This window comes from Asticcacaulis excentricus, from assembly GCF_003966695.1.
Taxonomy (GTDB): Bacteria; Pseudomonadota; Alphaproteobacteria; order Caulobacterales; family Caulobacteraceae; genus Asticcacaulis; species Asticcacaulis excentricus_A.
Genome location: NZ_AP018829.1, coordinates 80,517 through 92,839, shown reverse-complemented (window position 1 = coordinate 92,839; position 12,323 = coordinate 80,517). Strand labels below are relative to the sequence as shown.

At 62.1% G+C, this 12,323-nt stretch carries 13 protein-coding genes; 5 read left to right on the top strand and 8 right to left on the bottom strand.

Going from position 1 to position 12,323, the window contains the following annotated elements:
- Positions 1-29: 29 nt before the first annotated feature.
- The 8 genes from EM6_RS16370 to EM6_RS16335 form a co-directional block, all read right to left on the bottom strand.
- Positions 30-1,448: an alkaline phosphatase gene (locus tag EM6_RS16370; RefSeq protein ID WP_126424224.1), complete on the bottom strand. Its 1,419-nt coding sequence runs from the start codon at positions 1,446-1,448 to the stop codon at positions 30-32.
- 323 nt (positions 1,449-1,771) lie between these two features.
- Positions 1,772-2,710, bottom strand: coding sequence for an IS110 family transposase (locus EM6_RS16365; RefSeq protein ID WP_126424223.1), 939 nt, complete (start codon positions 2,708-2,710; stop codon positions 1,772-1,774).
- Positions 2,711-3,055: 345 nt separating this feature from the next.
- The gene (locus EM6_RS16360) at positions 3,056-3,700 is read right to left on the bottom strand and encodes an NrsF family protein (protein ID WP_126424222.1); all 645 of its coding nucleotides are present in this window, start codon (positions 3,698-3,700) and stop codon (positions 3,056-3,058) included.
- Positions 3,694-4,362, bottom strand: a complete 669-nt coding sequence (locus tag EM6_RS16355) for an NrsF family protein (protein WP_126424221.1) — start codon at positions 4,360-4,362, stop codon at positions 3,694-3,696. Before EM6_RS16355 ends, EM6_RS16360 begins: the two co-directional genes overlap by 7 nt.
- A complete protein-coding gene (locus EM6_RS16350; protein WP_126424220.1) occupies positions 4,355-4,915 on the bottom strand; it encodes a sigma-70 family RNA polymerase sigma factor in 561 nt (186 codons plus the stop codon). The genes EM6_RS16355 and EM6_RS16350 overlap by 8 nt, the downstream gene beginning before the upstream one ends.
- Positions 4,912-5,658 carry a DNA-binding domain-containing protein gene (locus EM6_RS16345; protein WP_126424219.1) on the bottom strand — a complete coding sequence of 249 codons (747 nt, stop codon included), beginning with the start codon at positions 5,656-5,658 and terminating at the stop codon, positions 4,912-4,914. The genes EM6_RS16350 and EM6_RS16345 overlap by 4 nt, the downstream gene beginning before the upstream one ends.
- Positions 5,655-6,488, bottom strand: a complete 834-nt coding sequence (locus EM6_RS16340; RefSeq protein ID WP_126424218.1) for a DUF692 domain-containing protein — start codon at positions 6,486-6,488, stop codon at positions 5,655-5,657. Before EM6_RS16340 ends, EM6_RS16345 begins: the two co-directional genes overlap by 4 nt.
- A gap of 49 nt (positions 6,489-6,537) precedes the next feature.
- Complete coding sequence (locus EM6_RS16335; protein WP_013481134.1) at positions 6,538-6,822, bottom strand: hypothetical protein; 285 nt, start codon at positions 6,820-6,822, stop codon at positions 6,538-6,540.
- Positions 6,823-7,012: 190 nt separating this feature from the next.
- Here EM6_RS16335 and EM6_RS16330 point away from each other — a divergent pair, with 190 nt between their 5' ends.
- The 5 genes from EM6_RS16330 to EM6_RS16310 all read left to right on the top strand — a co-directional run bounded on the left by EM6_RS16330 (position 7,013) and on the right by EM6_RS16310 (position 12,308).
- Positions 7,013-7,309, top strand: a complete 297-nt coding sequence (locus EM6_RS16330) for a DUF2282 domain-containing protein (RefSeq protein WP_126424217.1) — start codon at positions 7,013-7,015, stop codon at positions 7,307-7,309.
- Position 7,310: 1 nt separating this feature from the next.
- The gene (locus EM6_RS16325) at positions 7,311-8,141 is read left to right on the top strand and encodes a DUF692 domain-containing protein (protein ID WP_126424216.1); all 831 of its coding nucleotides are present in this window, start codon (positions 7,311-7,313) and stop codon (positions 8,139-8,141) included.
- Positions 8,138-8,893: a DNA-binding domain-containing protein gene (locus tag EM6_RS16320; RefSeq protein WP_126424215.1), complete on the top strand. Its 756-nt coding sequence runs from the start codon at positions 8,138-8,140 to the stop codon at positions 8,891-8,893. The genes EM6_RS16325 and EM6_RS16320 overlap by 4 nt, the downstream gene beginning before the upstream one ends.
- Entirely contained in the window at positions 8,890-9,330 is a 441-nt protein-coding gene (locus EM6_RS16315) for a DoxX family protein (RefSeq protein WP_126424214.1), read from the top strand. The genes EM6_RS16320 and EM6_RS16315 overlap by 4 nt, the downstream gene beginning before the upstream one ends.
- 101 nt (positions 9,331-9,431) lie before the next feature.
- Positions 9,432-12,308 carry a TonB-dependent receptor gene (locus tag EM6_RS16310; protein WP_126424213.1) on the top strand — a complete coding sequence of 959 codons (2,877 nt, stop codon included), beginning with the start codon at positions 9,432-9,434 and terminating at the stop codon, positions 12,306-12,308.
- The last annotated feature ends 15 nt before the right edge of the window (positions 12,309-12,323 follow it).

Here is a 12,323-nt window from a genome sequence, read left to right as displayed (position 1 = left end):
CGGGTTGCTTCACACTTGAGCGGAATAATCTAGCGCTTACCCGCGGCGTAGCGCATCACCTGATACAGGAAGGTCGATTCCACCGTCCCGGTCAGAAGGTGCGCGAACGGGCCTGAGGCATAGACGGGGACATCTTCGCCTGCGTGCTGGGCGCTGGACATCGGCGTCAGGGCCAGTTGATGGAAGTCGGGCGACAAGGCTTCCTCTTCCGTCAGCGGCGGGCTGCCTGCGGGTCGCGCGCCGGGGCCGGTCGCATAGTTCAGCGTCAGGCGCGGCTGGCCGTTCTTGTCCGGCTCATTGACGCCGTTCTTGCGTGCCAGCCCCAGGATCGGCTCATTGCGCGTCGATCCGGCGCTGAGTGTCAGGCCGTGGCTGTGGTCGGCGGTGATGATGATCAGCGTCTCGCTGGCGTCAGTCATTTCCAGCGCCGCCTTCACCGCCTTGTCCAGTTCATCGACGTCGGTCAGGGCGCGGTAGGCGTTGTTTTCGTGGTGCCATTTGTCGATGGAGGCGGATTCGACCAGCAGGAAGAAGCCGTCCTTGTTGTGCGACAAGACCGAGATGGCTTTGCGTGTCATCTCTTCCAGAGTGGGCGTCGGGCCCTGCCCCTTGTGATCGACGACTGAGGGCAGGTCGCCATCGGCAAACAGGCCGAGCAGGGTCTTAGTGGTCTTCGTGTTGACGGCGGCCAGCCCCGCCTTATCGGTGACCACCACGGCTCCGGGCAGGTTGCGCCAGTCGGCGGTCAGGTCGCGATCCTGACGCTTACCGCCCTGCGCGGTCGTTACAAACCGCGCGCGGTCGCCGCCCAGCGCCACATCGAGGCGTACCGCTTTGGGGGCTTCTATCATCTGACGGGCGAGGTCGATGCAGCCGGCCTGTTTCGCCTCGGCGGGAAGTTCGGCATCCGAGCGCCAGCCGCGCGTCGGCACGTGGCCATAGGCTCCGGCCGGCGTGGCGTCGGTGAGGCCCGCCGTGGTGACGATGCCCGTAGCCTTACCTTGCGCTTTCAGGGTTTCGGCGATCGTAGGGATGCGGCCTTTCTGTGATGAGGCGCAGTCATTGCTTTTGACCGTCGCATCGACGCCAATGGCGGCATTGATCGTCTTGACGCCCGTGGTGATGGCCGAAATGCCGTTGGCCGAGTCGGTGACAAACTTGTCCGCCGAATAGGTCTTGGACAGGCCCGTATAGGGCAGGCCTTCAAAGGTCAGGCGATAGGAAGCCCCGTCCGTGCCGCGCGTCTGCCCGGCCAGAATGCGCCCGGCGGTGACCGAGCTGATGCCCATGCCGTCGCCGATGAACAGGATGATGTTGCGCGCTTTTTTCGTATTGGGCGTGCGGGCCAGCGCGGCCCGCAGCTCCGGCGTCAGCGGGGCCGGGGCCTCGGCCATAGCCGGGGCGACGCAGAGAACGGACAGGGACAGGCAGACGAGCAGGGACTTCATGGGGAACCGGACGGGGAGGCCTGACCCGGTTGATTGGGAGTCAGGCGGGATGAATCAACCAGACACGACGCGAAAAAGGCTTAAGGATAATCAATGGGCCGCCGAATTGGTCAGACCTTTTTTGCCGTGTTTGGTCATATCTATATGACGCTTCCGAGTTCTGTCCAGTACGATATTCAAGAGGATGCAGTTAAAGGCGGGAGGTGGGCAGGGGCAAGGCTATGCGCAGGCGAACAACAGGCGTGCCTTGAAACAGGGGAATAGAGCCTTCGTCGGCTCGGTTGAGTTGCCGATTCAACGGCGGTTTAGAGTATCCGTTTTGATCAAGCGGATTTTGGTGTCCATTTTCGCTTATTCCGCAGGAGTGCGTTAGCGAGGATGATGAGCTTTCGCATGACGGCAGTGATGGCGACTTTTGGTGGTTTTCCTGCGGCTTTGAGTTGGTGGTATTTGGCCTTGAGATTTGGGTTGAAACGGCAGGCGACGAGAGCAGGCACGTAGAGGGCTTGCCGGACGATGGCCCTGCCGCCGGCGATGAAAGCGCGTCCGTTCCATCGTCCGGACTGGCGGGTCATGGGGGCCAGTCCGGAGAGTGCGGCGGCAGCCTTCTCATCGAGTTGACCGAGTTCCGGCATCTCGATAAGGAGCGTAAAGGCCGTGATCTGCGACACGCCAGGTATCGAGACGAGGATGTCGAACCTGGCGCTCAGGGAGGCATCTGCGCCGATCATTGTCATGATGGCGTGGTCCACGGCCTTGAGCTGGCGCTCGACCTGAGCGAGCCTGTCGGCATTGTGTCTCTTCAAGAGCGGGCTTGTAAGGTTATTGGCCCTGTTTTTTGTGGCGGTCCTGTCCTTGATCAGGGCCAGCCGTGCGGCGTGTAACTCTTTCAGATCATTGTGGATTTGAGGGTTGGCTTTCAGAGTGCGTGGTTCAAGCAACTGGCCGTAACGGGCCAGCAATTCAGCGTCGATCCGGTCTGTCTTGGCCAGCCTGCCTGTGGCTTCACAGAAGCGACGGGCAAGGCGCGGATTGACTTTGGAGAGCGGCAATCCTTGCGCCATCATGAACTGCTCGAAGGCTTTGTGGTAGGGGCCTGTCGGCTCATAGACAATCCGCGCCACGCCCTTTTCGGTGATCCACCTGACAATGGTGGCAAATCCCTTGCGGTCATTACTGACCCTCAGGGTTTGACCGTCTGGCAGACTGTGCAGGTCGATATGGTCTTTCGAGATGTCTGCACCGATGGTAATATCGTTTATCTTTTCTGATCTCCTATGCTTGTCATCCGAGCCAAAAGCTCCGGTATCCGTTCAGGACGATTGGAAAAGATGGGGGCGATCAAACTCTAAACCGGTCCGGCCTTCCTAAGAAGGCTGACCTGCGGAATCACGATCCGTCCCCCATCGCCGGAGACGGATGGCCGTCCTCTCCGGCGCTTCTTTATCGCACCAAGAAGCACAGAAATCATAAGACAAGCGGATTTCGTTCAGCCTGAATCGAAATTCCGCTCTAACATTTTGTTTTGTCGCGCATTTGATTCCGAAAACCGTTGCACACTTTTCGGAATGCGCTCAAAGAAGACATCCGTCCGCACGGCATTATCTCTATCTCCGCTGCGTGGCTTCGATCAGAAGCACTATGCCAATAGCAGGCATATAAACGCACAAAGTATAAAGCGGCTGATCCATGGGGCAATGCAGAGCATAGGCAGCCGCCGCAAGTCCCGCAAAGCCCAGGGCGGCGCACAGACGTAGCAGACGGGGCTGAGACGAGGCGGTGCGGCTGAGCCACAGGGGCGTGACCAGCCGCATGGCCACCCACGCGCTGAGGAGGATGGTCAGACCGCACAGGGCCGCGCCGCCAAAGCCGCCCGCTGTCGCGGCCTCCCAGCCGGCATGGCTGACCTCCCACCAGAGGGCGAGGCCGTGGCTCAACAGGATGACGGGCAGTGGGGCCAGATCGCTCCAGTGGCAGCGGCCTTCGGGGCGTGACAGGGCGTTGGCGGCGTGCAGGGCCGACAGTCCGGCCCAGCCCCACAGCGGGGGTTTGAGCAGAGCGAAACGCGCCTGTGCCAGCGCCCGTTCGGGATCGCTGAGTTCCGGGCGCATCCCGTAGAGGCCCACGACCCAGATCAGGGTCACGGCGGCGAAGACGAGGGCAAAGCCCAAAAGCCGCCCGGCGCTCAGCGGTTTGACGGGTCGCAGGTCTTCGCTCAGCCGCTCGATCAGGTCGTGCGGCGGCCTTACCATCGGAACAGCCAGCGCCCGGCGACGCTGCCGATCAGGGCCGCCACCAGATTGGGGGCCAGATAGATCAGCAGCAGATAGGCCGGGGCATCGTGGTCGCAATGCAGCGTATAGGCGACCGTCATCAGGGCCGAGGCAGCAAAGGCACTCAGCGCCCCAAAAAGCGACGGATTGCCGGGTGCGGTATGCCGCAGCCACAGGGCCCAGCCGACCCCCAGCCCGGTCATGCCGCCGATCAAAATGGTCAGGAAGCACATGCCCGCGCCGTCTGACAGGCCGGTCATCGCTGCGGGCAGACCGCTCAATGCGATATCGACCCCGGTCAGGGTGGTCAGGGCAATGACCGCCAGCCCCAAAAGCCCGGTCTGTACGCGGCTGAGCGCCCCTTCCGGACGCGCCGTGGCCTGCACCTGCCAGACGGCGAGCGCGGCTAAACTAATGAAAAAGGCCGTCTTGGCATAGGCTGACAGGTTATCCGCCACACGCCCTTCGCTGAACAGCAGGCGCATTTCGGGCCGCGCACCGTAAGTCGTCAGGACAAAGGCGGTGCCCGCCAGCAGGCTTAAGCCCACCCACAGCCACAGGCCACGGCGGCCCAGCGGGGCCACCGGGTTGACGGACTGGCTTAAGGTCTCGATCAGGTCGGGGGTGTTCTTGTTACTCATCTTCGTACACTTTCCGGGGCACGCCGACGCTGTCCCGTAACTTTTTCAATCCTCTGTGGACGATGACCTTAACGGCGGCCACCGATTTGCCGGTCAGACGCGACACGTCCTCCAGGCTCAGTTCTTCGACCTTGTGCAGGCGGATGACGCGCGCCTGATCGACGGGCAGTTGCGACAACAGCACCTGAACGTCGCGCCGCGCGATGGTGGCCGGCAGGCCCAGCGAGGCCTCATCCACCGGCTCGTTCAGTTCGTTCAGCTCAACATGTACGTAGCGGCCGTACTTTCGGACGTGGTCGATCAGCTTGTGCCGCGCCACAGCGGCGATCCATGGCATGAAGGGGGCCGTTGGATCATAGGTGTGGCGCTTTTCATGCACGGCAACGAGCGTGATCTGGGTCAGGTCTTCGGTATCGGGCGATTGCAGGCGACGGCGAAAATAGGCCGAAAGCCACGGGCGCAAGGCGGTGAGCAGGGCGCGATAGGCCTCCGCATCGCCGCGTTGGGCGGCGCGCATCTGCTGCTGCCACAGATCGGGGTGGCTGAGGCTCATGCGCTTATCTCTGTCGCGTCAAGGCCGGTGACCAGACCTTCAGCCAGCCATTGGCCCAGCCACGCGCCGATCTGTTGGGTGGCGTCGCTGTCCGCAGCCCGAAGCGTCAGCCCTTCGCAGGCGGCGGCAAAGCCCTGACCGGCGGCCAGCGCACAGATCAGGGCGTATTCGTCGGCCTCCAGCGTGCGAAAGCGCGAGGCCAGCCCCGTCTTCCACACGCACAGACCGCTCATCGCCTCGAAACAGAGCACTTCCGGCGGGGTTTCTCCTTTTGAGAGGGCGCGCCACAGGGCCGGGGCATTGGAGCGGATAGCGCGGTGACGCAGGGCCGGATTCAGGACAAAGCGCACCGTCTCCCAGTCACTGACCCGCATCAGGGCCGTCCCGTCGAGCAGGTCTGCATCTTCGGCGGCAAAGGCCTGCCGCAGAGCGGCATCCAGCCACGCCAGTTCGTTGATTTCGGGATCATCCGGAAAGCGCTGCGCTAAAAAGCCCGCAAAGTCCTGCCCATAATCGTCCAGCGACCACTGGGTGGAGGGATGGGCTTCGATGTAGGCGCGCGCCTCAGCATGAAATGTCTCATCGCCCAGCCACGTCCAGACCTGCGCATAGGTTTCGGCCATCGCGCCCGCCAGTCGCGCACGATAGGCGTGGTGATAAACGCGCATCCCTTCGCTCACCGTGGGAGCCGGAGTGGCCAGAATCTGACCCAAAAAATCCCGTTGGGTGTCGGCCAGTCTCATACGTACACCACAGGGGAGACGAGGCGGCGGGCGGTGTCGAGTTCGCTCAGAAGCTCAGGCAGGGGCGGGATTTCGTCGTCGCGCTCGATCGTCACGGCGGCGTGGCTGAGGCGCGGAGCCACCTCGGCCCACAGCGCCCACACGCCGTCGGGGACGGGGGCGTCGTGGGTATCGATCAACAGGGTTTCGCCCTCAGAATGACCGGCCAGATGCACCTGACACACGCGCTCCAGCGGCAGGCCGTTCAGATAGGTCTGGGCGGAAAAACCGTGATTGTGGGCGCTGACGAAGACATTGTTGATATCCAGCAGCAGGTAGCACCCCGTGCGACGGCATAGCTCCGACAGAAAGCCCCATTCGGTGTAGGTATCTTCGGCAAAGGTGACGTAGGTCGAGGGGTTTTCGATCAGTAACGGGCGTTGGAGGAAGGTCTGCACGCGGTCGATATGGCGGCAGACGGTCGCCATTGCCTCTTCGGTCAGGGGCAGGGGCAGAAGGTCGTGGCTGTTGTGACCATTGACGCCGGTCCAGCACAGATGATCGGAGACCCATAAGGGGTCCACGCGCGTCATCAGGGCGTGAAGCCGCCTCAGATAGTCGGGTCCCGGCCCGTCCGGTGAGCCCAGCGACATCGAGACGCCGTGCATGGCCACGGGATAGTCGGCCCTCACCTGATCAAGCACATGCAGGGGCCGCCCGCCGTCGATCATGAAGTTTTCCGAGATGATCTCGAAAAAATCCACCGGTTGCGGCGCGGCCAGTATGGCTTCGTAGTGGGGCGGTCTGAGGCCGAGGCCAAAGCCTGAGAAGGGGGCAAGGGAAGGGGGCATGGACGGGTCCGGAGAAGGGCCGGTGCGACACCGGCCCCGCAGGGCATACTTAACCGATATCGCCGATCACGCCACCCTGAGCCAGGCATTCCTTGGCCTTGACGGCCTTGAACCCATGACCCTTGCAGACGTTCTGGCCCTTGCATTCGTGCGTCGTGGTGGCGCAGTCGGCCGTGCCCTTGCAGGTATTGATGCCATAGCAGTGGACGATGTCGTCGGCGGCCACGGCGGCACCCTTGCTGCCCGCAGGCGCGGTGGCGGCGGTGGCGAAGCTGGCGGCGGCCATAAGGGCGGCGGCGGACGCGATGATGGCGCCGGTTTTCACAGTGATCATGGTGGGCTCTCTCAAAATAGGTGCGGTGCCGGTGTGGCATGGGGGAGTACGCGGCCTTGCGGGATGAGGTTACACAGCCCCTCATTTATTTCTTTCTTATATTTTGGCTGGCCGCCTCTGTAACCTTTGCACGGGGCCTTGCGTACCTCCTGCCAGACGCAATGAGGCGTCGTCTCGCAAGGAGAACCCCATGTCTGTTTCCCGTTCCGGTCTGGCTATCGCCGCCGCCCTGTCTCTGGCCTCGTCTCTGGCCGCCGGTGTCGCCGCCGCAGACACCAAAAAGCCCGCCAAGGCCCCCGCGGCCAAGGAAGCCTGCTACGGCATCGCCAAGGCGGGGCAAAACGACTGCAAGGCCGGTCCGGGCACGAGCTGCGCCGGCAGTTCCAAGGTCGATTACGATGGCAAGGCCTTCAAGCTGGTCGATAAGGGTACCTGCGTCACCATCAAGACACCCAAGGGCAATGGCTCGCTGACGCCGAAGGCCTGATATGACCATCGGGGCGGGGCTTGGCTTGAAGCCGCAACATTATGCAGAGGCGACGGGCGACCGCCGCCCCGGCCTGTGGTTTGAGGTTCACCCCGAAAACTATATGGTTGAGGGTGGTCCGCGACTGACCGCCCTTGAGCGGGTGCGCGCTGAGCATCCTCTGTCCCTGCACGGGGTGGGGCTGTCTCTGGGCGGCCCCGACCCGCTGGATCAGGCGCATCTGAAGCGCTTTCGCGCCCTGATCGACCGCTTTGCGCCCTTTGCGGTGTCCGAGCATCTGGCCTGGTCGCGTTTTGAGGGCCGCAGCGTGCCGGACCTGCTGCCGGTCTTGCGCACCTCGTCGGAATTGCAGCGGATTGCCGAGCGCATCGACGCCACGCAAACGGCTCTGGGGCGGGCTCTGCTGATCGAAAACCCCAGCCATTATCTGAACCTGCGCGGCCACGACTATGATGAGACCGATTTTTTGAGCGAACTGGTCCAGCGTACGGGCTGCGGCCTGCTGGTCGATCTCAACAATGTCTTCGTCAGCGCGCGCAATATCGGCATCGACCCACTGATCTGGCTGCACGCTATCCCCGCGCAGGCTGTGGGCGAGATTCACGTCGCCGGGCACAGCGAAGACCCGGTGCGCGGCGCGGCGCTTCTGATCGACAGCCACGACAGCCCGGTCGCAGAGGGCGTGTGGGCGTTGCTGGACGCCGCGCTCGACCTATGGGGGCCACGCCCGGTCCTGATCGAGCGCGACGGTGAGGTGCCCGCCTATGTCGAACTGACCGCTGAACGTGAGCGGGCGCAGGCGTGTTTGCAAAAGGGGAGGGTCGCCGCATGAGCGCCTTTCACCAAGCCTTTGTGGATGCTCTGACAGGCGACACGGATGCGCTTTCGGCGTGGGTGGCAACGCCCGATCGGCCGAGCGTCGCCGTCTATCGCAACACGATTATGTCGGGATTGGTCGAAGCGCTTGAAACGGCCTTTCCGGCTGTGGTGGCAGCGCTGGGGTCAGACAATTTCCATCAGGTGGCGGCGGCCTTTGCGCGCGACCATTACCCGGCCCATCCGATGCTGCACGACTATGGGGGCGGGTTTGCCGACTGGCTGGCAGGGCAGGACGCTCTGTCGGAGATGGACTGGCTGCCTGATCTGGCGCGGCTCGACCACCTGCGGCTCAGCGTCCTGAATGCCGCCGACTTGGAGGCCACGTCTGCCGAAGGGTTTGCCAGCCTGTCGCCCGAGGCCCTCAGCCACGCCCGCGCGCACCTGATCCCGTCCGCGCGGCTGATCCGCTTTGACACCACGCTTCTGAGCGTCTGGGAGGCGCTTCTGGCGGGCAAAGGCGAGGGATTGGAGCGTCGGCCTGAGCCGGAAACCCTGCTAGTGCGCCGGGTGGGCGAAGGCGTCGAAGTGCGCCGTCTTGCCCCTGATGTCGCCGTCTTTCTCAGCGTCTGTGCCGAAGGGGGCACGCTGGCCGAAGCGGCGGAGGCGGCCCTGATCTGCGACCCCACGACCGATCTTACGGCCCTGTTCAGCCATGTGCTGGGCCTCTCCTGTCTTCACCTCTCAACCGAAAGAGACCTCTTATGACCCGCAAGCTCACCGACTGGATCAATGCGCCCGCGCAACTCATGGCCAAGCTGCCGGAGGACGTCATCGCCCTGATCACCCGTTTCGGCGTGGCGGCCATCTTCTTCAGTTCGGCGCGCACCAAGGTCGATGGTCTGCTCCACATCAGCGACGGCACCTATGTGCTGTTTGAACAGGAATACGCCCTGCCGCTGATCCCGCCGCACGCCGCCGCCGTGGCGGCGACCGTCTCCGAACATCTGTTTTCGATCCTGCTGGTGCTGGGCCTGTTCACCCGCTATTCGGCGCTGGCCTTTCTGGGGATGACGGCGGTTATTGAAATCTTCGTCTATCCCGATGCCTGGCCGACGCATCTGAGTTGGGCGGGGCTTCTGATCTATCTGATCGGGCGCGGGGGCGGGGCCTACAGCCTCGATCGGCGGCTTGGGCTGATTTGATTTGTGAAGTTTTCATTAAGTTTCGGCGGGCCGCGTCAGGAACGGCGTCCCTTGGCTTGAGAGGGCGTGCTGTATGCCCTCAGCCTTTAGGGGATACTGGCATGAAACTTTCCACCCAACTTATGCTGATGGCTTCGGCCATGAGCCTGAGCCTCGGACTGGCGGCGAACGCCGTACAGGCCCAAGACACCGCAGCCACGGCTGACAGCAACATTACTGAAGTGGTCGTCGCCGGTCAGCGCCGCAGTCTGGCGCGCGCTGTTCAGGAACAGCGCGACAGCCTGACCATCGCCAATGTCGTCTCCGCCGAAGAGCTTCAGGCCCAGCCCACCGCGAACCTGGCCGATCTTCTGACCCGCATTCCAGGCCTGTCCTCGGCCGTTGATCAGTCGCGGAACCAGGCCGGTACCGGCGAAGCGCAATATGTGACCATCCGTGGCCTCGACAGCTCGTGGAACGCCTATTCGATGAATGGTGTCCGTTTGGCCCAGACGGATTCCAAGGCGCGCAGCATCTCGATGAATCTGCTGTCGCCCTTCGCCCTGTCATTCGTGCGTGTGGACAAGGCCCCGACCGCCGAGATGGATGGCGACGCCCTTGCCGGGACGGTCGATTTCCGCACGGCTTCGGGCTTCGACTTTGCGCCGAACTATAACCGTCTGCGCCTTCAGGGTCAGCTGGCTGACCGCGCGATTCAGCGCGACGTTGACGGGCTCGGCTACACGGCCCAGATCGAACTGGCCCGCACCTTCGGCGAGGCCAACCAGTTCGCGGTCTATGGTAACCTTTACTATCAGGACAAGGACAATGCTGGGGAATCTCAGGCCGTCCAGCAGGACTATGTGAAAACGGACTCAACGGCGCCGGGCCTGATCCGCGATCAGGGAACCAATCTCTATGCGCGTGGCCCGCAGTGGAACTTCTACCGCAACAGCGTCAAGCGTCAGGGCGCGACCTTGTCGCTAGACTACAAGACCGACGTCCAGAGCCTCTATGGCCGCTTCACCCACGGTGAATTTGAACTTCTGACCAGCATGGACCAGTCGTCGGCCCGTTTGGGTCTAGCAACGGCTCCCAGCGGTTCCAAAGAGTTGGTGGATTTCCTGACCTCCGTGCGCCCGTCTTCGGCCTGGCAAACCAACGGTGACAGCGACCCGAAAAACGTCAAGTTCTATGGCGCGATTCCGGGCCAGTACAGCCGCACCGAGCATTCGACCCAGACCCTGACCACGGCTCTGATCGGTGGCGAGACGAAGCGTGATGCCTTCACCTTTGACTATGCGCTGTCCTATTCCAAGGGGCGCACTGAGTATCCGTTCCGTATGCAAGCGGGCTTCTACGCTTTCCCGTGGATCGGCACCCCGGATCAGGGCGGCAAGGCCCAGGTTCCGCTAATCACTGACATCTCGGACCCGAAATCACCGCAAGCCGTGCTGACGCCGGAAGGCCTTCGTTACATTGGCCGTACCGACATCACCCGTCAGTGGTACATCACCTATGGCTATGAATATGCCGAAGAGACCAAGCTCGACCTTAAGTCGAACCTGACCTGGGATCTGAACCACCCGATCGTCAAATCCATCAAGGGTGGCGTTAAATACGAAACGGCTGACCGTGAATCCAATGATGTTGGTACAGGCGATGAAAACCGTTTCTACTTCTATAAGAAAGACGCCAACGGCAACTGGACAACGAATCCGGCACTTCTGGGCAATGGGACCAACCGCTGGGCTGCGCAAGGTGATTACCTGTTCGACCTGCCCGGTCAGACTCTGAGCAGCTTCATGGGGCGTGGGCTACAGGTTCCGATGCGTCTGGTCGATCCGGACTATCTGAAGAACCAGGCCTATAAATATGCGGCTTCCATCCCATGGTCGGATGAGGTCATGAAGCGCAACCTGCTTGAGGGCGAAGAAACCCGCACCTCTGCCTACGTGCAGACGACCCTGACCTTTGGCGACATTCTCACGATCGTGCCGGGTCTGCGATACGAAGATAACAACTTCGCCGGGGCCTACTGGCGTCCGGAAACCATCAAGGATAAGGACGGCAAGACCACCACGACGCGCGTTCGCACCACCTCTGATCGCGGCTTTGGCATTGCCCTGCCGAGCGTCGTGGCGACCTGGCGTCCGAGCGAAGAGATCGTGGTGCGTGGTGCCATTCGTCGCGCCTACACCCGTCCGGCCTTTGACCAGATGATCGGGGCCACAAGCATCTCGAAGGATGCCGACGGCAAGATCACGGCAATCAGTATTGCCAATCCTGACCTGGAGCCGGTTATCGGGATCAACTATGACGTCAGCGTGGAAAAGTACGGTGCTAACGGTCAATATCTGATGGCCTCGCTCTACTACAAAGACCTTAAGAACGTGATGTTCGTGTCGGGTTCGACCAATACCGGCACCGACTTTAACGTCTGGACTGGCGATGTGGTCAAGGACGCAGCCGGCGCGGAAATCACCACGCTCGATAATGCCAAGAGTGGTTCAGTTCTGGGTCTTGAACTGGGCCTGCGTCAGCGCTTCGTCGACCTTCCGGGATTCTGGAACGGTTTTGGTGTCAGCGGCAATGTGACGGTCCAGGAAACCAAGGCCAAGATTCGCATTGGCGGCATCGGAAATGATCTCACCCGTCGCCTGATCAACGCGCCGGACAGCATCATCAATGCCTCGCTGTTCTACAATAAGAACGGCCTGCGCGCCGAACTGGCCTACAGCCGTGTGGGCCTGATCTACAAGGATGTGCGCAATAACAATGATGACACCTGGGTGCAACCCATGCGTCGTTTGAACTTCAATGCCAACTATCAGCTCGGCAACGGCTGGCAGATCGGCGCTGCGGTCGAGAACATCCTGAATGATCAGTCCTACTGGGCCACCCAGGGCAAGGATGAGGCTCTGCTCTCGCATGACCGTAAGGGCGGTTATGTCGAAACGGGCCGGACCTTCATGGTCAACACGTCCTGGACGTTCTGATCCTGAGCTCAGGCG